This window comes from Massilia sp. 9096, assembly GCF_000745265.1.
Classification (GTDB): Bacteria; Pseudomonadota; Gammaproteobacteria; order Burkholderiales; family Burkholderiaceae_D; genus Telluria.
The window spans coordinates 5,094,744-5,116,979 of sequence record NZ_JQNN01000001.1 but is presented as its reverse complement, the minus strand read 5'-3'; the positions used below and the strand labels follow the sequence as shown (position 1 = coordinate 5,116,979).

General features: G+C 65.8%; 23 protein-coding genes. 8 read left to right on the top strand and 15 right to left on the bottom strand.

Going from position 1 to position 22,236, the window contains the following annotated elements; all coding sequences use genetic code 11:
- Positions 1-85 precede the first annotated feature (85 nt).
- The 4 genes from FA90_RS22305 (at position 86) to FA90_RS22290 (ending at position 4,805) form a co-directional block, all read left to right on the top strand.
- Positions 86-379, top strand: a complete 294-nt coding sequence (locus FA90_RS22305; protein WP_036172654.1) for a helix-turn-helix domain-containing protein — start codon at positions 86-88, stop codon at positions 377-379.
- Positions 376-1,731: a HipA domain-containing protein gene (locus FA90_RS22300; RefSeq protein WP_036172652.1), complete on the top strand. Its 1,356-nt coding sequence runs from the start codon at positions 376-378 to the stop codon at positions 1,729-1,731. Before FA90_RS22305 ends, FA90_RS22300 begins: the two co-directional genes overlap by 4 nt.
- 131 nt (positions 1,732-1,862) lie before the next feature.
- Entirely contained in the window at positions 1,863-3,845 is a 1,983-nt protein-coding gene (locus FA90_RS22295; protein ID WP_036172650.1) for an SPFH domain-containing protein, read from the top strand.
- A gap of 87 nt (positions 3,846-3,932) precedes the next feature.
- Positions 3,933-4,805 (top strand): NmrA family NAD(P)-binding protein, encoded by an 873-nt coding sequence (locus FA90_RS22290; RefSeq protein WP_036172648.1) that lies wholly within the window; start codon positions 3,933-3,935, stop codon positions 4,803-4,805.
- Between the two features lie 61 nt (positions 4,806-4,866).
- Here the strand turns inward: FA90_RS22290 and FA90_RS22285 are convergent, their stop codons facing one another.
- Entirely contained in the window at positions 4,867-5,775 is a 909-nt protein-coding gene (locus FA90_RS22285) for a LysR family transcriptional regulator (RefSeq protein WP_036172646.1), read from the bottom strand.
- 24 nt (positions 5,776-5,799) lie between these two features.
- The gene (gene pyrE / locus FA90_RS22280; protein ID WP_036172644.1) at positions 5,800-6,456 is read right to left on the bottom strand and encodes an orotate phosphoribosyltransferase; all 657 of its coding nucleotides are present in this window, start codon (positions 6,454-6,456) and stop codon (positions 5,800-5,802) included.
- Between the two features lie 62 nt (positions 6,457-6,518).
- Between pyrE and FA90_RS22275 the strand changes: the two genes are divergently transcribed.
- Positions 6,519-7,289 carry an exodeoxyribonuclease III gene (locus tag FA90_RS22275; protein ID WP_036172641.1) on the top strand — a complete coding sequence of 257 codons (771 nt, stop codon included), beginning with the start codon at positions 6,519-6,521 and terminating at the stop codon, positions 7,287-7,289.
- A gap of 39 nt (positions 7,290-7,328) precedes the next feature.
- On the opposite strand, the gene FA90_RS22270 is transcribed toward FA90_RS22275, so the two are convergent.
- The 8 genes from FA90_RS22270 to gshB form a co-directional block, all read right to left on the bottom strand.
- Positions 7,329-8,270 carry an RluA family pseudouridine synthase gene (locus tag FA90_RS22270; RefSeq protein ID WP_051972007.1) on the bottom strand — a complete coding sequence of 314 codons (942 nt, stop codon included), beginning with the start codon at positions 8,268-8,270 and terminating at the stop codon, positions 7,329-7,331.
- A gap of 26 nt (positions 8,271-8,296) precedes the next feature.
- Positions 8,297-9,229: a M48 family metallopeptidase gene (locus FA90_RS22265; protein WP_036172639.1), complete on the bottom strand. Its 933-nt coding sequence runs from the start codon at positions 9,227-9,229 to the stop codon at positions 8,297-8,299.
- Positions 9,230-9,306: 77 nt separating this feature from the next.
- Complete coding sequence (gene metW, locus FA90_RS22260; RefSeq protein WP_036172637.1) at positions 9,307-9,924, bottom strand: methionine biosynthesis protein MetW; 618 nt, start codon at positions 9,922-9,924, stop codon at positions 9,307-9,309.
- A complete protein-coding gene (locus FA90_RS22255; protein WP_036172636.1) occupies positions 9,921-11,027 on the bottom strand; it encodes a homoserine O-acetyltransferase in 1,107 nt (368 codons plus the stop codon). Before FA90_RS22255 ends, metW begins: the two co-directional genes overlap by 4 nt.
- Before the next feature lie 43 nt (positions 11,028-11,070).
- A complete protein-coding gene (gene ptsP / locus FA90_RS22250; protein ID WP_036172634.1) occupies positions 11,071-12,828 on the bottom strand; it encodes a phosphoenolpyruvate--protein phosphotransferase in 1,758 nt (585 codons plus the stop codon).
- A 70-nt stretch (positions 12,829-12,898) separates the two neighbouring features.
- Positions 12,899-13,168, bottom strand: coding sequence for an HPr family phosphocarrier protein (locus FA90_RS22245; RefSeq protein ID WP_036172631.1), 270 nt, complete (start codon positions 13,166-13,168; stop codon positions 12,899-12,901).
- Between the two features lie 25 nt (positions 13,169-13,193).
- A complete protein-coding gene (locus FA90_RS22240) occupies positions 13,194-13,598 on the bottom strand; it encodes a PTS sugar transporter subunit IIA (protein ID WP_036172629.1) in 405 nt (134 codons plus the stop codon).
- A 6-nt stretch (positions 13,599-13,604) separates the two neighbouring features.
- The gene (gene gshB, locus FA90_RS22235) at positions 13,605-14,552 is read right to left on the bottom strand and encodes a glutathione synthase (protein ID WP_036172627.1); all 948 of its coding nucleotides are present in this window, start codon (positions 14,550-14,552) and stop codon (positions 13,605-13,607) included.
- A 190-nt stretch (positions 14,553-14,742) separates the two neighbouring features.
- Between gshB and FA90_RS22230 the strand changes: the two genes are divergently transcribed.
- Positions 14,743-15,438 (top strand): class I SAM-dependent methyltransferase, encoded by a 696-nt coding sequence (locus tag FA90_RS22230; protein ID WP_051972006.1) that lies wholly within the window; start codon positions 14,743-14,745, stop codon positions 15,436-15,438.
- 148 nt (positions 15,439-15,586) lie between these two features.
- On the opposite strand, the gene gshA is transcribed toward FA90_RS22230, so the two are convergent.
- From gshA to FA90_RS22210, 4 genes are all read right to left on the bottom strand, one after another.
- Complete coding sequence (gshA, locus tag FA90_RS22225) at positions 15,587-16,888, bottom strand: glutamate--cysteine ligase (RefSeq protein ID WP_036172623.1); 1,302 nt, start codon at positions 16,886-16,888, stop codon at positions 15,587-15,589.
- Between the two features lie 136 nt (positions 16,889-17,024).
- Positions 17,025-18,581 carry an ammonium transporter gene (locus tag FA90_RS22220; protein ID WP_239700912.1) on the bottom strand — a complete coding sequence of 519 codons (1,557 nt, stop codon included), beginning with the start codon at positions 18,579-18,581 and terminating at the stop codon, positions 17,025-17,027.
- A 22-nt stretch (positions 18,582-18,603) separates the two neighbouring features.
- Entirely contained in the window at positions 18,604-18,942 is a 339-nt protein-coding gene (locus FA90_RS22215) for a P-II family nitrogen regulator (RefSeq protein ID WP_036172620.1), read from the bottom strand.
- A 13-nt stretch (positions 18,943-18,955) separates the two neighbouring features.
- Positions 18,956-19,702, bottom strand: a complete 747-nt coding sequence (locus tag FA90_RS22210) for a TorF family putative porin (protein ID WP_036172618.1) — start codon at positions 19,700-19,702, stop codon at positions 18,956-18,958.
- 274 nt (positions 19,703-19,976) lie between these two features.
- On the opposite strand from FA90_RS22210, the gene FA90_RS22205 reads away from it, so the two are divergent.
- Entirely contained in the window at positions 19,977-20,225 is a 249-nt protein-coding gene (locus FA90_RS22205; protein WP_373994621.1) for an accessory factor UbiK family protein, read from the top strand.
- Between the two features lie 41 nt (positions 20,226-20,266).
- On the opposite strand, the gene FA90_RS22200 is transcribed toward FA90_RS22205, so the two are convergent.
- Positions 20,267-20,572, bottom strand: coding sequence for a hypothetical protein (locus FA90_RS22200; RefSeq protein ID WP_036172614.1), 306 nt, complete (start codon positions 20,570-20,572; stop codon positions 20,267-20,269).
- A gap of 90 nt (positions 20,573-20,662) precedes the next feature.
- Here FA90_RS22200 and FA90_RS22195 point away from each other — a divergent pair, with 90 nt between their 5' ends.
- Positions 20,663-22,189, top strand: coding sequence for a YifB family Mg chelatase-like AAA ATPase (locus FA90_RS22195; protein WP_036172612.1), 1,527 nt, complete (start codon positions 20,663-20,665; stop codon positions 22,187-22,189).
- Positions 22,190-22,236: the final 47 nt, after the last annotated feature.

Here is a 22,236-nt window from a genome sequence, read left to right as displayed (position 1 = left end):
CAGGAAAGTTTCGGAATTTCAGAAATACTTAAAAATTTCTGGGCTATACTTGTTTTATCCCTGAAATTCCGAAACTACCTGGATCATGCCAAACGCTCCTTTCGTCCTCGTCGATGCAACCAAGCTCGGCCCCTTGGTTCGTCAACGTCGGCGCGCACAGCAACTTCGGATCGATGATGCCGCCCAGCTGATAGGCGTGTCGCAAGACCTGATGTCACGCCTTGAAAACGGCCAGGGTACGGTCAGGCTGGACAAGGCGCTTGCCATCCTCGACGCCCTTGGGCTGGCAATGGTCGTGGTCCCGAAAGAGCACCCATGGCTGCGTCAGGCGCAGATCGACGGCTCCACGCCGGCATCCGACTCGAAGGCGCCTACGTGAACGTCGCACTGGACGTTCTGGCAAATGATGCTCTCGCGGCGCGCCTGGCGCACGTCCCGCTGGACGATGCATGGTCGCTCGCCTACACGCAAGCGTGGCGCGCCGATTCCATGGCCTTTCCGTTCTCTCCGCCATTGCCGCTGACTGCACCTGATGCAGCTTACGACTCGCGTACGGTCAAGCGGTTCATCGAAAACCTGCTGCCGGAAGGCCGAGCCCTCGACGATGCGGTGGCCGCCAACGGACTCGCCCGAAGCAATGTATTCGGCCTGATCCGGGCACTCGGCACGGAAACCGCCGGGGTGCTGCGCTTTCGCGATTCGGCGCAGGACACGCCACTGTCGGCTACCCCAGATGTCCAGCGCGAGGTCACGGTCGAGGAACTGGATGCGCGCATCGCCGACCGCGCGACGCCGTTTTCGGTCTGGGACGGCAAAGTGCGCATGTCGGTCGCGGGCGTACAGGACAAGCTTCTGGTCTACCTCGACGCACCGCTGTCGGAGGGGGGACGCATGTTCCTGGTCGATGGTCCTCGTCTGGCCTCGACCCACCTGCTCAAACCGGACCTGGGCCAGCCCCGCTTGCCGCACCTTGCGGTCAACGAACATTTTTGCATGCGCCTGGCACATCGCATCGGCCTGCCGGTTGCCGATGCCGACTTGGTACGCACGCCCCGTCCGGTGCTCGTGGTACGGCGTTTCGACCGGGTGATGCAAGGCCAGGGCGATGCGCGCCGGGTCCAACGGCGGCACATGGTGGATACCTGTCAAGCGTGCGACCTGCCGGTAGGATTCAAGTACGAACGTAACCTCGGCAAGAGTGCGGAAGTCCGCGCAGTGCGCGACGGCGTCAGCTTCGCACGCCTGTTCGCGCTTGCCGACCTGGCTGCCAACAAAGCCTTGGCAAAGCGCGCCATGCTGCAATGGGCCTTGTTTCAGTTCCTGATCGGGAACAGCGACGCCCACGGGAAAAACTTCTCGTTTTTCGTCGGGCCGGGCGGCTACCTCGAGCCGACACCCTGGTACGACCTGGTCAGCGTCGTCCAATACACGCATTTCGACACCGACCTCGCGATGGCGTTCGGCGATGCCTTCACCCTGGACGAGATCACGCCTTTCGCCATGGCCGACTTTGCCGTACGTTGCGGTATCGATCGGAAGCTGATGCGGCGTGAGGCGCAACGGCTCGCCACGCGCGCACGCACGGCCGCGTCCGTGCAAGCGCGCGCGCCCGAGTACGCGGATGATGAGCGCAGCTTCGTCATGCAGCTGGCTGCGTTCGTCGATGCGCAGGCGCTGCGCCTGACGCAACTGACAGCCGATGCGGCGACGATCGCGGACGACTTCCTCTGAAACCGCCGCGGCGCGCGGACGCGCCGAGCGCATTTTTACGCGCCCGTTGCAGCCCTTGCCAATCTGTATACACCGCGTTTACGCCCTTCTCGATAAGCTGACCTCGTCATCATTCATCGAAAGGACGTCACATGTTCGAGATCATCGGTTTGATCGTTGCAGGCGTGGTGCTCGTGTTTCTCGTGTTCGCCGTGGCCAGCAGCGTGGTCTACATCCCCAACGACAAGATCGGGATCGTGGAAAAAAAGTGGTCGGGGCGCGGCTCCGTGCATGCCGGCTTCGTCGCGCTGCATGGCGAAGCCGGCTTCCAGCCCGACGTGCTGCGCGGCGGCTTCCATTTGTACGCGCCGTTCCAGTACCGGGTGCACCGCCAGAACCTGGTGACCATCCAGCAAGGCACCCTGGCCTACGTGTTCGCGCGCGACGGCCTGCCGATGGCGCCGAGCCAGAACCTCGGCTGCAACAAGGCCGCCGACGATTTCACGGACGTCGCGGCGTTTCTCTCCAAGGGCGGCCAGAAGGGCTTGCAGCGCAAGATCCTGCGTGAAGGCACGTATGCGATCAACCTGGCGCAGTTCGTGGTGCTGGCCGAGAACCACGTGTATGCCCTGCCCCTGCCCGGCGACGCCAACGTCAACGCCAGGGGTGAGATCAGCGGCATCCTGGCCGCCGTGCACGACGACCTGGTGGCGCGCGGCGGTTTCCGGCCGCTGGTGATCCGCGAAGACAGGCTGGCCGTGGTCACGAGCCACGAAGGCCAGTCGCTGCCCGAGGGGACCATCGTCGCGCCAGTGGTCGGCGCCGACCCGGCCGATGCACAGCGCTACCACCACGACTTCCAGGAACCGGAAATCTTCATCGACGCCGGTGGCTACAAGGGGCGCCAGCTGCAGGTGCTGGTCGAGGGGACCTATTACCTGAACGCGCGCTTCGCCTCGTGGGAAATCGTGGCCAAGACCGAGGTGCCGGTCGGCTTCGTCGGCGTGGTGGTGTCGTACACAGGCAAGGCCGGCCAGGACCAGACCGGCGACGACTACCGCCACGGCGAGCTGGTCGGCGTCGACGAGAAAGGCGTGCAGGCCACCCCGCTCCTGCCCGGCAAGTACGCGCTCAACCCGTATGCCAAGCGCGTGATCGAAGTGCCGACCACGAACTTCATCCTGAAGTGGCAGGCCGGCGCGATCGGCTCGCACGAGCTGGACAAGCACCTGTCCGAGGTCTCCCTGATCACCAAGGACGCGTTCGAGCCGGACCTGCCGCTGTCGGTGGTGGTCAACATCGACTACAAGATGGCGCCGCTGGTGATCCAGCGCTTCGGCGACATCCGCAAACTCGTCGAGCAGACCCTGGACCCGATGGTGGCCGCGTACTTCAAGAACGTCGGCCAGCGCAAGACGCTGATCGAACTGCTGCAGGAGCGCTCGGACATCCAGGAACGCGCGATCGAAGAAATGCGCCGCAACTTCGAGGGCTACAACCTGACGCTCAACGAGGTCCTGATCGGCACCCCGCGCGCCAAACCCGGCGATACCCAGATCGAGACCATCCTGCGCCAGCTGCGCGAGCGCCAGGTCTCGCGCGAGCAGCTCGAGACCTACCGCACCAAGGAAGCGGCGGCGCAGCAGGAACGCATCCTGCGCGAAGCCGAGGCGCGCGCCAAGCAGCAGACTTCGATCACCGAATCCGAACTGGCGGTGCGCATCGCCGAGAACCAGGGCAGCGCCGCCGTGCAGAAGGCGATCAAGTCGGCCGAGGAAGCGCGCCAGGGCGCGGCCGGCGCGGCCGACGCCAAGCGCCGCCTGGCCGAGGCCGAAGCCTACCAGGTGGAGGCGGTCGGCCAGGCCCAGGCCAAGGCGACGGAGATGAACGTGGCGGCCTACGGCCGCCCGGAACTGCAGTTCCAGCAGACCGTGCTGCTGCGCTTTGCCGAGGCGATCGAACGCGGCCAGGTGGCGCTGGTGCCGTCGATCCAGGTCGGTGGCGGCCCGGCAGGCGCGGGTGGTGGCGGCACGGCGCTGGATGCTTTCCTGGCGATGGCGGTCAAGCAGATGGCGGCCGCGCCGGCCGTGGTCCCGGCAGCGGGTCCCTTGCTCGTGCCTGAAACGCACAAATGAAGTACCGAAGGTTCATCAATCGCGGGCCTGTTCGATTGTTATGCTGTCGCCTCTGCTTTTCACGTGCGAACAAAAAGGAGAACCGTCATGTATGCAATCACTGGAATCACCGGCCAGGTCGGCGGCGCCGTCGCCCGCTCGCTGCTCAAGGCCGGCAAACAGGTCCGCGCCGTCGTCCGTAGCGCCGACAAGGGCGCGCCCTGGGCCGCGCTCGGCTGCGAAGTCGCTGTCGCCGACAACACCGACGTGGCCGGGATGACCGCGGCGTTTGCCGGCACCGAAGGCGTGTTCGTGCTGATGCCGCCGACCTACGACCCGATTCCCGGCTACCCTTTGACGATCGCCGCCATCGCCGCGGTCCGCGAGGCCTTGACCGCCGCCAAGCCCGCCAAGGCGGTGGTGCTGTCGACCGTCGGCGGTCACGTCGAACGCGAGAACCTGCTGAACAACCTGAAGATGACCGAAGACGGCCTGCGCGACCTGCCGGTCCCGGTCGCCTTCCTGCGCGCCAACTGGTTCATGGAGAACGCCTCCTGGGACCTGGACGCGGCCAAGACCGGCACTATCAAGAGCTACCTGCAGCCGCTGGACCGTGCGATCGGCATGGTCTCGACCGAGGACATCGGCGCCACCGCGGCCGACCTGCTGCAGGAAACCTGGAACGGCGCACGCGTCATCGAGCTGGACGGCCCGGCCGCCGGCGTGTCGCCGAACGACATCGCGGGTGCCTTCGCCAAGTCCCTGGGCCACGCGGTCGAAGTGACGGCCGTGCCGCGCGACCAGTGGGAGCCGACCTTCCGCGCCCAGGGCGCACAGAACCCGATTCCGCGCATCCAGATGCTGGACGGCTTCAACGAAGGCTGGCTGGTGTTCGAAGGCGGCGCCGTCGAACAGCGCCGCGGCGCCACCACGCTGCAGCAGGCGATCGACCGCCTGGTGCAAGCGAAGGCCGCGGCCTGATCACCGTTTCATGTAGAGGCGGCCGCGCTCTTCGCTGACCGCGGCCACTCTACCCCCAACGTCAGGCAGGACCAAGCGCGCTCAGGAAGTCGAGGAAGGCCACGGCCTTGGCCGGCAGGTGCCGGCGCGACGGGTACAGTGCGTACAGCGGAAAGCGCTCGTCCGGCCAGTCCGGGAACAGGTCGACCAGGCGTCCTTGCGCGAACAGGTGCTCGGCGCCCAGCTCCATCAGCTGGCCGATGCCGTAGCCGGACAGGCAGACCGCGTGCAGCGAACCGGCGTCGTTGAGCGTCAGCGGCGCCTGCGTCTGCACCTCGACCTTCTTGCGGCCGCGATGGAATTCCCAGGAATACAGGCGGCCCGAATGCGGATCGCGGAACTGCAGGCAGACGTGGCGCCCGTCGGCCAGGTCCTGCGGTTTCACGGGCCGCCCGTGCCTTGCGATGTAGCTCGGCGCGGCGGCCGTGACGATGCGCGTGTCGAGCAGCTTGCGCGCCACCAGGCTCGACGAGACCGGCGTGCCGAAGCGCACCGCCAGATCGAAACCGTCGCCGACCAGGTCGCCGAGCTGGTCGCGGTTGACCAGCTCGAGCTGCAGTTCGGGATGGCGCTCCAGGAAAGTGCCGAGCTGCGGGCCCAGCACCAGGCGCGAGAAGAACGGGTCGATGTTCACGCGCAGCCGCCCGCGTACCTGCGCGCCGCTCTGGCTGGCCGACGACGTCGCCTCTTCCAGCCCGGCCAGCAAGGGCATCACCCGCTCGCACAGCGCGCGTCCCTCTTCCGTCAGCACCACCGCGCGCGTGGTGCGCTCGAACAGGCGGATGCCGAGCCGCTCTTCCAGGCGCGAGATGGCGCGGCTGACCGCCGACGGCGAGATCCCGAGCACCACGCCCGCGCGCGCGAAGCTGCCGCTGTCCACCACGGCGCCCAGCACGCCCAGGCCATTCATCATGCGTTCGTCGTAGGCCATGCCGTCGTTGACAGACGGGCGTGCTTACGCGATGCCGTACTGCTGGCGATACGCGGCAACCGCGTCCTTGTGCTGCCCCAGCGACGGATCCGCCTCCAGGTAGCCGAACAGGTCGGCCAGGTTGGCGATCGAGATCACCGGGATGCCGTAGTTCTGGCTGACTTCCTGCACCGCCGACAGCGGCGACAGCACGCCATCCTTGCCGCCGCGTTCCATGCGGTCGAGCGCGATCAGCACGGCGGCAGGCTCGGCGCCGGCTGCGCGGATCATCTGCACCGATTCGCGCACCGAGGTGCCGGCCGAGATCACGTCGTCGATGATCACGACCTTGCCCTTCAGTTGCGCGCCGACGATGGTGCCGCCTTCGCCGTGGTCCTTGGCTTCCTTGCGGTTGTAGGCGAACGAGGTGTTGTGGCCTTTCGACGCCAGCGCCACCGCGGTGGCGGAGGCCAGCGTGATGCCCTTGTAGGCGGGGCCGAACAGCATGTCGAACTGAACGCCCGAATCGATCAGCGTCTGCGCGTAGAACTGCGCCAGCTGACCCAGCGTCGCGCCGTCGTGGAACAGTCCCGCGTTGAAGAAGTACGGCGACAGGCGGCCGGCCTTGGTGGTGAACTGGCCGAATTTGAGCACTCCCGTCGAGACGGAAAACGCGATAAACTGTTGACGCAAGTTGTTCACGATGACCCCATAGAATTTTCAATGGCCGCTATTTTACCGTGCGGCCCGTCTCTCTTCTTCCCATGCCAAGAATTATCTCCGCCAACCTGAACGGCATCCGCTCGGCCCACAAGAAGGGCTTTTTCGACTGGATGGCCAAGCAGGACGCCGATTTCGTCTGCGTCCAGGAACTGAAGGCCCAGCAGGCCGACATGACCGAGGCCTTCCTCGTCCCGCACGGCTACCACGGCCATTTCCACTACGCCGAAAAGAAGGGCTATTCGGGCACCGGCGTCTACAGCCGCACCAGGCCGGACAACGCGAAAATCGGTTTCGGCTGCCTCGAATTCGACAACGAAGGCCGCTACACCCGCGTCGACTGCGGCGACCTGACCGTCATTTCACTGTATGCCCCGTCCGGTTCGTCCTCGCCGGAGCGCCAGGAAGCCAAGTTCCGCTTCATGGAAGTGTTCCTGCCGCACCTGCAGGAATTGCAGGCCGAAGGCCGCGAGGTCGTCGTGTGCGGCGACTGGAACATCGCGCACAAGGAAATCGACCTCAAGAACTGGAAGGGCAACCTGAAGAATTCCGGTTTCCTGCCCGAGGAGCGCGCCTGGATGACGCGCATCTTCGACGAGCTCGGCATGGTGGACGTCCACCGCGGCGTCGACCAGCGCCCCGAGCAGTACACCTGGTGGAGCAACCGCGGCCAGGCCTGGGCCAAGAACGTCGGCTGGCGCATCGACTACCACGTCGCCACCCCGGGCATCGCCGCCAAGGCGCATGCGGTCTCGGTCTACAAGGACGAGCGCTTCTCGGACCACGCGCCCTTGATCATCGACTACGCGCCGTGACCGGTCTGCGGATCCGATAAACCACGGACACGCGAAATCTCACACGCCCGGCCAGTGGAGCACGCGCCGGCTTTCGAAGCTGCGCGCCGCGCCGGTCAGTGGATCGTCGAAGCCGATGCGGCGCGCCAGCAGCTGCAGCGGTGCGGAAAAATCGTCGCCCTTGCACGGCAGCGCGACCGGATAAAAGGCATCGTTCAGGATCGGCACGCCCAATGAGGCCATGTGCAGGCGCAGCTGGTGCTTGCGGCCGGTGTGCGGGTGCAGGCGGTAATGCGCCAGCGCGCCGCGCTGCTCGATCAACTCGACACGGGTCTCGGAGTTCGGCTCGCCCGCCTCTTCCTTCATGACGAAGAACTTGTCGCCGTCGACCATGCGGCTGCGGTAAGTGAACGGGAAGGCATGCCCTGCCAGCATCGGCGCCAGCGCCTCGTACACCTTGCGGATGCTGCGCTTCTGGAACATCGACTGGTAGGTGCCGCGCGTGGCCAGGTTGTGCGAGAAGATGACGACGCCGGCGGTCTCGCGGTCCAGGCGATGGATCGGCGTCAGGTGCGGCAGTTCCAACTTGCGTTTCAGGCGCACCAGCAGCGTCTCGCGCAGGAAGCGCCCGGTCGGGATCATCGGCACGAAGTGCGGCTTGTCGACCACCAGCAGGTGCTCGTCCTGGAACAGGATGGCTTCCTCGAACGGGATCGGCGTCTCCTCGTCGAGCTCGCGGTAGTACCAGATGCGCATGCCCTGGCGCACGTGGCTGTCGGGGCCCAGCACCTCGCCTTTGGCGTCGACCACGTCTCCGCGCGCCAGCCGATCCAGCCAGGATGGGCCGGCGATCTCGGAAAAGCGCTCTTCCAGGAAGCGCAGCATGCCGCCGGGACGGTCTTCGGTGATCCACAAGTAGCTGGGCGCGACGCCGTCGCGGATCGGCAGCGGGACATGGGAATTGGCCTCGGCCTGGTGGCCTTTGCGGACGAAACGAGCCATCGGTCTCCTGTGTGATCTGGGTGAGTTCAGCGCGATGCGAGATTGGTGCGGTAAGGCGGCAGCCGCTCGAGCGGCAGGTTTTTCGCGCGCGCGTACAGCGGCAGCAGCACGTTCATGTGCGCCCCGATCTGCTGCAGGCGCTCGGGACCGCCCGGATGGTCGGACACGATCGCCGGCGGCGCGCCGCGCCCGTCGAGCGCCGCCATCTTGTTCCACAGCGCCAGGCCGGCGCGCGGATCGTAGCCGGCCCGCGCCGCGATGTCCAGGCCGACCAGGTCGGCCTCACGCTCCTCGTCGCGCGAGAACTTCAGCACCAGCATCTGGCCGGCGGTATGGGTCGCGCCGCGCACGTCGACGCCGAGCCAGGCCGACAGCGCCGCCCCGCCGAGCTGGCTGGCCAGGCCGGTGGCGGTGGCCTTGCTCATGCGCTCGCGCCCGTGCTCGCGCAGCGCATGCGCGATCTCGTGGCCCATCACCGCGGCGATCTCGTCGTCGGTCAGCTTGAGCTTGTCGAGGATGCCGGTGAAGAAGGCGATGCGCCCGCCCGGCATGCAGAAGGCATTGACCTGCTCCGACCTGAGCAGGTTGACCTGCCACTGCCAGCGCTGCGCCTCCGGGTTCCAGCGCGCGGTGTGCGGGATCAGCCGGTCGGCGATCGCGCGCAGGCGCGCGAGCTGGCGGTCGTTGCCTGGCGCCAGCACGCCCTTGTCCCTGGCCTGGCTCATCAGCGCCAGGTACTGCTGGGCCGACTGCTGGTTGACGACTTCCTCGGGCGCGGCCAGGTCGCGCCAGAGGCCGGCCACGCCGCCCTTGGGCAGCGGCTTGACGGCGATGCCGTCCTGGACCACCTGGCCCTGCGGCCGCTCCTGGGCCGATGCGGGCGCCGCGCTGGCCGCGCCGAGCAGCGCCAGCGGGAACATCAGCCGTAGCGCGTGGCGCTTGTAGTGGATTCTTTTCATGCTCGCCTCCTCGATGCGTATTGACACGCATTTTACGGTCAATGTCGAGCGCATCATCGCCCAGCCGGCGCCGCCGATCAAGCGAGCACGAGATCCTTCTTGCGCAACCTGAACACCGCCAGGCTGCCGCGCAGGTTGGGCAGGAAGTTGACCACCCTGCCCTCGGCCAGCGCGACGTACTCCAGCACTTCCAGGCCGCACTTCTCGGCCAGGTCCTTGAAGTCGTAAATGGTCGCGTAACGGACGTTGGGCGTGTCGAACCACTGGTAAGGCAGCGAGCGCGACAGCGGCATGCGGCCCTTCAGCAGCGCGGCGCGGTGCGGCCAGTAGGCGAAGTTCGGGAACGACACGATCGCTTCCTTGCCGACGCGGACGATGTCGCGCAGGCGCGCTTCCACATGCTGCATCATCTGCAGCGAGGACAGGCTCAGCACCACGTCGAAGGCGTCGTCGGCGAACAGGTCCAGGCCCTGCTCCATGTCGTGCTGGATCACGTTGATGCCGCGCCGGGTACTTTCCAGCACCTTGTCGTCGGCGATCTCGACGCCGTAGCCGCTGCAGTTCTTGCTCGTCTCCAGGTAGCGCAGCATGGCGCCGTCGCCGCAGCCGACGTCCAGCACGTGCGCGCCCTGCTCCACCCAGTGCGCGATGAAGGCCAGGTCGGGGCGCAGGGTGCTCAGGTCTTCGAATTTCATGTAGCCTCCTTCCAGATGCGCTCGTAATAGGCGCGCACGATGTTCATGTAGCGCGCGTCCTCCAGCAGGAAAGCGTCGTGGCCGTGCGGCGCGTCGATCTCGGCGTAGCTGACCTTGCGGCGGTTGACCAGCAGCGCCTCGACGATCTCGCGGCTGCGCTCCGGCGAGAAGCGCCAGTCGGTGGTGAACGAGGCGATCAGGTACTGCGCGCGCGTGCTTTGCAGCGCCTTGGCCAGGCTGCCGCCGTGCTCGCGCGCCGGGTCGAAGTAGTCGAGCGCCTTGGTGATCAGGAGGTAGGTGTTGGCGTCAAAGTATTCCGAAAACTTGTCGCCCTGGTAGCGCAAATAGGATTCGATCTCGAAGTCGACGCCGAAGCCGAATTTGTAGTCGTTCCCCTCGGCCTCGTTGCGCAGCTTGCGGCCGAATTTCTCCGCCATGTCGTCGTCCGACAGATAGGTGATGTGGCCGACCATGCGCGCCACTTTCAGGCCATTCTTGGGCACCACGCCATGCTCGTAGAAATCGCCGCCGCGGTAGTCCGGGTCGGACAGGATGGCCTGGCGCGCGACGTCGTTGAAGGCGATGTTCTGCGCCGACAGCTTGGGCGTCGAGGCGATCACGATGCAGTGGCGCAGGCGCTCGGGGAACATGATGCTCCAGGCCAGCGCCTGCATGCCGCCCAGCGAGCCGCCCATCACTGCGGCGAACTGCTGGATGCCGAGCCGGTCGGCCAGCCGCGCCTGGGCCGCGACCCAGTCCTCGACCGTCACCACCGGGAACGCCGCGCCATAAGGCTTGCCGCTGGCCGGGTTGACGTGCATCGGCCCGGTCGAGCCGAAGCAGGAACCGAGGTTGTTGATGCCGATGACGAAGAAGCGGTCGGTGTCGACCGGCTTGCCCGGCCCGACCATGTTATCCCACCAGCCGGTGCTCTTGGGCTGGTCGGCGTAGTGGCCGGCCACGTGGTGCGAGGCATTCAGCGCGTGGCAGATCAGGACGGCGTTCGATTTGTCGGCGTTCAGCGTGCCGTAGGTTTCGTACATCAGCGTGTAGTCGCCGATGGCCGCGCCGCTCTGCAGGCGCAAGGGTTCGGCGAAATGCATCGCCTGGGGTGAAACGATTCCGATGGATCCCATGAGACTCTTATTAAATGGACTGCAGCTGCTCCACGGCGTCGGCGATGGCGGCCGGCTCCATCGCGCGCAGGATGCGGCGCGTGCGCGGCTGCAGCAGCGTCAGGTCGCTCGACAGGATCGCCTGCTTGACCGCCAGCAGCTGGGCCGGGTGCATCGAGAATTCGCGCAGTCCCATGCCGAGCAGCAGGCGCGTGAGCTTGACGTCGCCCGCCATCTCGCCGCACACGGCGACGTCGATGCCGGCCTTGGCGCCGGCGGCGATCGTCATCGCGATCAGGTTCAGCACCGCGGGGTGGAGCGGATTGTACAGGTGCGCCACCTCGTAGTCGACGCGGTCGATGGCCAGCGTGTACTGGATCAGGTCGTTGGTGCCGATCGAGAGGAAATCCATGCGCTTGACGAACATCGGCAGCGCCAGCGCCGCGGCCGGGATCTCGATCATGGCGCCGACCTCGATCGCCTCGTCGAACTTGACGTTCTGCTCGCGCAGCTGCTGCTTGGCCTGGGCGATCATGGCCAGCGACTGGTCGATCTCGAAGGCGTGCGCCAGCATCGGGATCAGGATGCGCACCTTGCCGAATGCGGAGGCACGCAGGATCGCGCGCAGCTGGGTCAGGAACAGCTGCGGCTCGGCCAGGCAGTAGCGGATCGCGCGCAGGCCCAGCGCCGGATTCAGGGCGGTGTGCTCGGTCTGGTCGAGCGGCTTGTCGGCGCCGACGTCGAGCGTGCGGATCGTCACCGGCCGGCCCTTCATCGCCAGCACGGCCTTGCGGTACTGCTCGAACTGCTCGTCCTCGTCCGGTACGCGCAGGCCCTGGGCACCGCGGCCCATGAACAGGAATTCGGAGCGGAACAGGCCGACGCCGACCGCGCCCGCGTCCAGCGCCGGGCCGCAATCGTCGGGCAGCTCGATGTTGGCCAGCAGCGTGATCGGCGTGCCGTCCTTGGTGACCGCCGGCGTCTTCTTCAGCTTGAGCAGGCGTTTTCTCGCCTTGAGCAGCGCGGCCTGGCGCGCGCGGTACTGGTCCAGCACCAGCGCGCTCGGGTTGCAGATGACGACGCCGGCGTCGCCGTCGACGATCACCCAGTCGTCCTGCTCGACCAGGCGCGAGGCCTGGCTCATGCCGACCGCGGCCGGGATGTCCAGGCTGCGCGCGACGATGGCGGTATGCGAATTCTGGCCGCCGACGTCGGTCACGAAGCCGACGAACGAGCGGTCGCGGAAGGCCAGCATGTCGGCCGGCGAGATGTCGTGGGCCACCACGATCATCTGCGGCTGGTACTGGTCCTCGCCGACCGGCGGCGCCGGCGGCGTGGTGAGCGCGGTCCCCATCAGCACTTTCAGCACGCGCTCGGCGACCTGCTGGATGTCCTGCTTGCGCTCGCGCAGGTACTCGTCTTCGATCTCGTCGAACTGCGCCGACAGCTCGTCGATCTGCGTCACCAGCGCCCACTCGGCGTTGTAGTGGCGGCTGCGGATGATGTCGAGCGGCGCTTCCGAGATCATCGGATCGGACAGGATCAGCACGTGCACGTCGATGAACGCGCCCAGTTCCGTGGGCGCATCCTTGGGCAGCTCGGTCCACAGCTCCTGCAAGTTGCGGTGCACCGCGGCGAACGCGTCCTGCAGGCGCTTGACCTCGGCCTCGACCTGCTCTTCCGGCACCAGGTAGTGCTTGACGTCGAGCGCGGCCGGCGTGAGCAGGTGCGCGCGCCCGATCGAGATCCCGCGCGAGACCGGAATGCCGTGCAGTGTGAACGATGCCATCGAGGGTCCCTGGAAGCGACTGCCGCGCGAATCAGGCATTAGAGCACCTCGAACAAAGTCGTCGAGGTGATCATTCGCCTTCGCCGAACTTATCGTTGATCAGTGCCGTCAACGCCGCGATGCAGGCTTCCTCGTCCGGTCCGTCGGCCTCGAGCGTGACCTTGGCGCCCTTGCCGGCGGCCAGCATCATCACGCCCATGATCGACTTGGCATTGATGCGGCGCGCGTTGCGGGTCAGCCAGACGTCGCTCTGGTATTTGGCGGCCAGCTGGGTGAACTTGGCGGAAGCGCGGGCATGCAGGCCCAGTTTATTAACAATCTCGAGTTCTTGTTGGATCATGTTGTCGTTTTAATAGAGTGGGCGGCTAGGTGCCGACCCGGATCCGGTTGTCCACCCTGACCGCGCCGTTCTGCGCGCCGGCCAGCGCCATCTCGACCACCACGTCGAGGGTGTCGCGGCGATAGGTGATCGCGCGCAGCAGCATCGGCAGGCTGATGCCTGCGATGACTTCGACCCGCCCCGCTTCGGCCAATCGGTTGCAGCAGTTGGACGGCGTGCCGCCCTTGATGTCGGTGATGACCAGCACGCCGTCGCCGTCGTCGAGACGGCAGATGGCCTGGCGCGCCAGTTCATTGACCTGCGCGGTGTCCTGGTCCGCCGTCACGTCGATCGCTTCGAAGCGCTCGGTCGGGCCGCGGAACACATGCGCCACCGCGGCGATGAATGCCTGACCCAGCGGTGCGTGGGTCATCAGCAGAATGCCTACCATAATCGTTTAGTTTCCCGTTACCTTCCGTTCGACGGCGTCGATGAACATCGCTGCGACGTCGAAACCGGTCTGGTCGGTGATCTCCTGGAAGCAGGTCGGGCTGGTGACGTTCACTTCGGTCAGGAAATCGCCGATCACATCCAATCCTACCAGCAACAGGCCACGCTCGGCCAGCACCGGGCCCAGAGCCTCGGCGATCTCGCGGTCGCGCTCCGAAATCGGCTGCGCCACGCCGGTGCCGCCGGCGGCCAGGTTGCCGCGCACTTCGCCGGCCTGCGGGATGCGCGCCAGCGCGAACGGCACCGGCTTGCCGTCGATGACCAGCACGCGCTTGTCGCCCTTGACGATGGCCGGGATGTACTTCTGGGCCATGATGGTGCGCGCGCCGTTGTCTGTCAGGGTCTCGATGATGGAACCCAGGTTCAGGCCATCGTCCTTGACGCGGAAGATGCCGGCGCCGCCCATGCCGTCGAGCGGCTTGAAGATCACGTCGCCGTGCTCGGCGTGGAAGGCGCGCAGGCGCGTCGGCGACGACGACACCAGCGTCGGCGATGTGAACTGGCTGAACTGGGCGATCGACAGCTTTTCGTTGTGGTCGCGGATCGCCGACGGTTTGTTGAACACGCGCGCGCCCTGGCGCTCGGCCAGCTCGAGCAGGTAGGTGCCGTAGATGTATTCCATGTCGAACGGCGGATCCTTGCGCTGGATGACGGCGTCGAATTTGGACAGGGGTACGGTATCGACCTCGCCCTCGCGGTACCAGTCGTCCTTGTCGCCGGTCAGCGTGATCTCGGTCGCCTCGGCGGTGACCACGCCCTCGTCCAGCACCAGGTGGCGCTGCTCGAAGGCGTAGATCCGATGGCCGCGGCGGGCCGCTTCGCGCATCATGGCGAAGGTCGAGTCCTTGTAGATCTTGAAGCCGGCCAGCGGATCGGCGAGGAATGCGATTTTCATGTTGGTTCCAGTCGGGGCAATGTCCCGATTTTAGCCGGAAACGCAGATGTTCGCGGAACAGCGCCCCGGCGCGGCCGCGCTCTGCCCTAGCCGATGCCTGTTAGCAAAAAATCATCCGATTGACCCGGCTTTGCGTGCCCTCAAGTGTCCGCCGTACCCTTTTGGGATGATGCGCTCCAGGAGGAACGCGATGACCAACCAGGCCGAGCAGGACCGCATCAACCACGTCTACCGTCAATGGCACGGCGGCGCCGGCCTGGTCCGGTATGCCTGGCACCGCAGCGAAATCCTGGTGCAGGAAGCCGATCGCGCACGCGCGCTGGCCGCATTGTTGCCGGTCACGGTCGGCGCCGACCTGTCGCACGTGCGCGCGCTCGACGTCGGCTGTGGCCACGGCAGCTTCCTGCGCCAGCTGATCGACTGGGGCGCCACGCCGTCCCAGCTGGCCGGCACCGAGCTGCAACCGGACCGGCTCGAGCATGCGCGCCTGCATACCGCGCCCGGCGTACGCTGGCACCTGGGCACCCTCGATGCCTTCCTCGACGGCAGCATGGACCTGGTCAGTGCCCACACGGTGTTCTCCTCGATCCTCGACGACGACCTGCGGCGCGAGCTGGCCGGCGAGATGTGGCGCGTGCTCAGACCCGGCGGCTGGGCGATGATCTTCGATTTCCGCTACAGTAATCCGCGCAACAAACAGGTGCGCAAGGTCACCGACGTCGAGCTGCTGCGCTTCTGGCCCGCCGAAAAGCGCCACTACCGCACGCTGGTGCTGGCCCCGCCGCTGGGCCGGGCCATGGCGCGTCTGCCGCGTCTCGCGCCGGAACTGCTCGCCGCCCTGCTCCCGCCGCTGCGCTCGCACTTCTTCTACATGGCGCAGAAGTGAAGGAGCATCGCAAACCTACTGCGCGTTGCACTGGCGGTCTCCGATGCTCCGCTACGGCGGACCGGCCGTACCTTAAGTACGGCTGCGCTTTTCGACCACCATTGCTGCCGCTCGCTACGGTTTTCGAGGCTCCTTTTTCGAGGTTCCTTCAGTAGATTTCCGGGTCGGGGTCGGTCCGTTCCAGCTCCAGGGAAGCCGCCAGTAGCGCCAGGCGCGCCACCACACCGTACACATAAAAGCGGTTCGGCGCCGCGGTGCCCGGCTTGGCCTGCAGGTCCGGCATCGCGTGCTGCTGGGCAAACGCCAGCGGCACGTACTGCGAACCCGGTGCGTTCAAGTTCTGGTCGATCCCGCGCTCGGCATGGATGCGGTAGAAGCCGCCGACCACATAGCGGTCGATCATGTACACCACCGGTTCGGCCACCGCGTCGTTGATCGATTCGAAGGTGGGTACGCCTTCCTGGATCATGACGTCATGGACTTCGATGCCATCCTTGATCACCGACATCTTGTTACGCTGCTTGCGGTTCAAGTCCTTGACCTCGCTCGCATCCTTCACCGTCAAGATGCCCATGCCGTAGGTGCCGGCGTCGGGCTTGACGATGACGAACGGCTTCTGGTCCTTCATGCCGTATTCCTTGTACTTCTTCTTGATCTTCGACAGCAGCGCCGACACGTTATCGGCCAGGCATTCCATGCCGGTGTCTTCCTGGAAGTTCACCTCGCCGCACTTGTTGTGCAGCGGGTTGACCAGCCAGGGGTCGATGTCGATCAGCTTGCCGAATTTCTTCGCCACTTCGTCGAAGGCCTTGAAGTGGTTGCTCTTGCGGCGGATTGCCCAGCCGGCGTGCACCGGCGGCAGCAGCGACTGCTCGTGGATGTTTTCCAGGATCGACGGGATGCCGGCCGACAGGTCGTTGTTGAGCAGGATCGTGCATGGGTCGAAATCGGCCAGGCCGACGCGGCGGCCGTTGGGCGAACGCACCAAGGGCTCGACCACCAGCATGTTCCCGTCCGGCAGCGCCAGCGGGGTCGGCTGGGTCACCTCGGGCGACAGCGAGCCCAGGCGCACGTGCAGGCCGGTCTGGCGGAAGATCTGCATCAAACGCTGCACGTTCTGCAGGTAGAACGGGTTGCGCGTATGGGTTTCCGGAATCAGCAGCAGGTTGCGCGCGTCCGGACAGTATTTGTCGATCGCCGCCATCGCCGCCTGCACGGTCAGCGGCAGCATCTCGGTCGACAGGTTGTTGAAGCCGCCCGGGAACAGGTTGGTATCCACCGGCGCCAGCTTGTAGCCGGCATTGCGCAGGTCCACCGAGCAATAGAACGGCGGGGTATGCTCCTGCCACTCGAGGCGGAACCAGCGCTCGATGGCAGGCGTGGCTTCGAGAATCTTCTTTTCCAGGTCCAGCAGCGGACCGTTCAGGGCAGTGGCGAGGTGGGGAACCATAAAATGACGTCCTTGAGGCTTCTTGGCGATATGGGTGACACAAATTGGGGCGGCCCAGCGCCTTTTAAAGTCCTATTATCCCATTGGAAATAAAAAAGCGCCCCGCAGGGCGCTTTTTCATCTTCAAGCGGGGCTATCAGGAATGGTACGCCGATTCGCCATGGCTGGTGATGTCCAGGCCCTCGCGTTCCGCGTCTTCCGACACGCGCAGGCCGAGCACCACGTCGACGATCTTGTAGGCGATGAACGAGATGACGGCCGACCACAGGATGGTGGTGCCGATCGCCTGCGCCTGCACCAGCACCTGGCTGCCGATCGAGTACGGGTCGGCCGACATCTTGTTGGTGGTGTAGTCGAAGATGCCCTGGCCGCCCAGCTGCGGCGCCGCGAACACGCCGGTCAGCAGCGCGCCCAGGATACCGCCCACGCCGTGCACGCCGAACACGTCGAGCGAGTCGTCGGCGCCGATCAGGCGTTTCAGGCCGTTCACGCCCCACAGGCAGACCATGCCGGCCACCAGGCCCATGATCAGGCCGCCCATCGGACCGACGTAGCCGCAGGCCGGGGTGATCGCCACCAGGCCGGCCACTGCGCCCGATGCGCCGCCCAGCATCGACGGCTTGCCCTTGGTGATCCACTCGCCGAACACCCACGACACGGTCGCGCCGGCGGTGGCCAGCAGGGTGTTGACGAAGGCCAGCGCGGCGACGTCGCCGGCTTCCAGCGCAGAGCCGGCGTTGAAGCCGAACCAGCCCACCCACAGCATCGAAGCACCGATCATGGTCATGGTCAGCGAGTGCGGGGCCATCGATTCGCGGCCATAGCCGACGCGCTTGCCGATCAGGATCGCGCCGACCAGGCCGGCGACTGCCGCATTGATGTGCACCACGGTGCCGCCGGCGAAGTCCAGCGCGCCCTTCTGCCACAGCCAGCCGGCCTTGGCGGTTTCGGTCGCCAGGGTCGAGGCGGTGATCGCGTCAGGACCGGTCCAGAACCAGACCATGTGCGCCACCGGCAGGTAGCCGAAGGTGAACCACAGCACCACGAACAGCAGCACCGCCGAGAAGCGCGCGCGCTCCGCGAACGCACCGATGATCAGGCCGCAGGTGATGGCCGCGAAGGTGCCCTGGAAGGCCACGTACACGAACTCGGGAATCACCACGCCCTTGCTGAAGGTGGCTGCGGTCGAGAAGCTGGCCTTGACCGGATCCCAGATGCCCTTCAGGAACAGGCGGTCGAAGCCGCCGATGAAGGCGTTGTTCTCGGTGAACGCGAGCGAGTAGCCGTACAGGCACCACAGCACGATGATGACCGAGAAGATCATGAACACCTGCAGGAGGATCGACAGCATGTTCTTCGAGCGCACCAGGCCGCCGTAGAACAGCGCCAGGCCCGGGATCGTCATCATGATCACCAGCATCGTCGAGACCATCATCCAGGCGGTATCGCCCTTTTGCGGCGTCGGCGCCGCGGCCGGGGCTGCTGATGCCGGGGCTGCTGCTGTGGCGGCGGCCGGGGCGGTAACAGGCGCTGCCGCCGGGGCCGAGGCGCTGTCGGCCGGTGCGGACGCGGCCGGGGCCGAGGCTGCCGGCGCGGCAGCCGCCGACGGGGCCTTGGGAGCATCCTGCGCCAGCGCCGGCAGCGAACTGCCCAGCGCCAGCGCGACGGTGACGCCTGCGATCAGTTTTGTCATGGTATGGATCATCGGGTTCCCCTTACAGCGCATCGTTGCCGGTCTCGCCGGTACGGATACGGATTACCTGCTCCAGATTGGAGACGAAAATTTTGCCGTCACCGATTTTGCCGGTGCGGGCAGCGCCCTGGATCGTGTCGATCACCTGGTCGACGATGGCATCGTCCACCGCGGCTTCGATCTTGGTCTTGGGCAGAAAGTCGACCACGTATTCCGCGCCACGATACAGCTCGGTGTGGCCCTTCTGGCGGCCGAAGCCCTTCACTTCGGTCACCGTGATGCCATGCACATTGATCTCCGAAAGCGCTTCACGCACTTCGTCGAGCTTGAAGGGTTTGATAATCGCGGTGATCATTTTCATGCTGTTGCCTCTTTCAGAAAGTTTTTGAAACTGAAACGACGACGCCGGACTTGCCCAGATTTTCCCTGTCCGGGCTCAGGTAAGCGCTGGTGTCGGCTTTGAACCAGGCCAGGGCAACGGTACAAATGCCCAGGTCCTTGGTCGCACCGATTTTGTAGTCCGTGTACGACAGTGAACCGTTGTGACGGACGTTCTGGCGTCCGGCATGCAGGATCACGGTAAAACCGTTCCCGACGTCGACGTTGGCGCCGACGTCCAGGTAGCCGCTGTTCTTGCTGTCGGCGGTGCCGAACAGGTTGGTCAGCGAATGCGAATACTTGATATAGGCGGGGCCATAACCGAGCTGGCCGTACAGCTCAAAGGTATTGGCATTGACTGCGAGGCTGTTACTTGGGTAGAAGTAGTACAGCCCACCGACGTCATAGGTGATGTCGCCGGTGATGTTGCCGCGTTTGCCGCCGTAGATATCCCATTCCACGTTGCCGTCGCCACCCGCATCCTTGATCCACTTGATGGTGGAGAGCCAGGTGCCTACGTATAAACCGGTGGGGTTGTTCACGTAGTCGGCGCCGCCTTGCAAGGCGGGGTCGAGTCGGGTCTGGGAAATGCCGCGATACCGGTAGTCGCTGGTAATCGAGGCGTTATAGCTCACTTCGTTATCGGGTTTCTGCTCTTCGGCGCCAGCCAGCCCGGTGGTCAGGCCCCACAGTCCTGCGATGAGTACTGCGGTATTAGTCCAATTGCTGCTGAGACGCTTCATGACACTCTCCCTGTTGTGGTTATGAACAATCCTTTGTAATAGGTTTACAATCGAGCATGCAGCTCAGGTATGCGTATAGCTTTTGTATATGCTTTAGCACGATGCGTGCCACCCCAAGCCGGACCGGCTGTGGCTTGTTTTTCAAGCTTGCCGTCCCCACTTTTGATGCCAGAAAAATAAACGCCGTAAGTATGCGCGCCTCATGATGGTGCACGCACCAAATGGGATGCATGCGCACCGCTCCGGTGCAAGCGGTTTAGGCTAAGGAATAGCGATGAACAACTTCTTCAACGACCTGCAGGACAAGATCAACCAGGCGATCGAAAATTCGCCGGCCAAGGACATCGAGCGCAATGTGAAGGCGATGATGACCCAGGGCTTTTCCAAGCTCGACCTTGTGACGCGCGAAGAATTCGACATCCAGGCGCAGGTGCTGACCAAGACCCGCGCCAAGCTCGATGCACTGGAGCAGCGCGTGGCCGACCTGGAAGCCAAGCTGGCGGCATCGGCCACCCAGGGCTGACCGGAGCCTTGGTACACGGTGGTGCACCCAAGCGCCGCCGCTTATCTGGACGAGCGCCGCAGCCAGCGGCGCACGATGCGCCAGCCGCCGAACAGCGCGGCCCCGGCCACGCCCGTGCCCAGCACGATTCCCACCATGTAGCCGGCCGGATTGCGCCAGCCCAGCGTATCGGCGGCGAAGATCAGCAGGCTGGCCACCACCACCTGGCTCATCCATACGCGCGGCAGCGCGCGCAAGGCGGCCACGTCGCCGCGCCGCTCCAATTGACGCGCCACGACCAGCGCCGGTGCGCATAGCAGGCAGAACAGCGTCACCAGGACGATGCAGGTAAAAATCAGTCGTGGCATGCGCTTGCTCTTTCTCTTTGCTGCTTCACAAATGGTCTCATCGGCGGCGCCCTATGATGGGCAGCTTCGCATCCTCCACCAAAACGCCTGATGAGTCTAGCCGTTCTCCGCAGCCGCGCCCTCGCCGGCGTCCAGGCGCATGCCGTCAGCGTCGAAGTCCACCTCGCCAATGGCTTGCCCGCGATGAGCATCGTCGGCCTGCCCGACGCCGAAGTGCGCGAAGCCAAGGACCGTGTGCGCGCGGCGCTGCAGAACTCCGGCTTCGAAGTGCCGAGCCGGCGCATCACGATCAACCTGGCGCCGGCCGAGCTGCCGAAAGAATCCGGCCGCTTCGATTTGCCGATCGCGCTCGGCATCCTGGCTGCGTCCGAGCAGATTCCCATCGAGGCGCTGGACGGCTACGAATTCGCCGGCGAATTGTCGCTGTCGGGCGAGCTGCGTCCGGTGCGTGGCGCGCTGGCGATGAGTTTTGCCATGCGGCGCGAAGCCGGGGACGCGGGCGGCACGGCGCGCGCCTTCATCCTGCCTCACGCTAACGCCGACGAAGCCGCGCTGGTGCGCGACGCCATGGTCTATCCGGCGCGCACGCTGCTCGAGGTTTGCACGCATTTTTCAACCAGGAGCGAGGACGGACACCTGGCGCGCCACCAGGCGCGGCCCAGCCTGGATGCCCCGGTCTACCCCGACTTCGCGGACGTGAAAGGCCAGCAGCACGTCAAGCGCGCGCTCGAGGTGGCGGCGGCCGGCCTGCATTCGATCCTGCTGGTCGGCCCGCCCGGCGCCGGCAAAAGCATGCTGGCCGCGCGCTTTCGCGGCCTGCTGCCGCCCTTGAGCGAAGACGAGGCACTGGAAGCGGCCGCAGTGCAATCGCTGGCCGGCAGCTTTTCGATCGAGCGCTGGCGGCGCCGGCCGTTTCGCAATCCGCACCACACCTGTTCGGGCGTGGCGCTGGTCGGCGGCGGCGGCGTACCGCGCCCGGGCGAGGTGTCGCTGGCGCATCACGGGGTCTTGTTCCTGGACGAACTGCCCGAGTTCGACCGCAAGGTGCTGGAAGTGCTGCGCGAGCCGCTCGAAGCCGGCGTGATCACGATCTCGCGCGCCGCCCGCCACACCGACTTCCCGGCGCGCTTCCAGCTGATCGCGGCGATGAATCCCTGCCCCTGCGGCTGGTTTGGCCATCCGTCGGCCAGGTGCCGCTGCACGCCCGACGCGGTGCTGCGCTACCAGGACCGCATTTCCGGGCCGCTGCTCGACCGCATCGACCTGCAGGTCCCGGTCACGGCGATGGCGCCAGAGACGATGGCCCAGCTGGCCGATGGCGAGCCGAGCAGCGCCATCGCCGAGCGCGTCACGCGCGCGCACGCGCGCCAGCAGGCGCGCCAGGGCAAGGCCAACCGCCAATTGTCGACGCGCGAGATCGACCGCCATTGCCGGCTCGATGCCGCCGCGTCCACCCTGCTGCGCGAGGCGATGCAACGCCTGCACTGGTCGGCGCGCGCCTACCATCGGGTGCTGAAGGTGGCGCGCACGGTGGCCGATCTTGCCGATGCGGACACGGTCGAGGCCGGCCACGTCGCCGAGGCGATCCAGTACCGGCGCGCACTGCGCGATGGCTGACGCGATGGGGCCAGAGATGGCGCCTGAAAAAATTGCAGAAGATATAT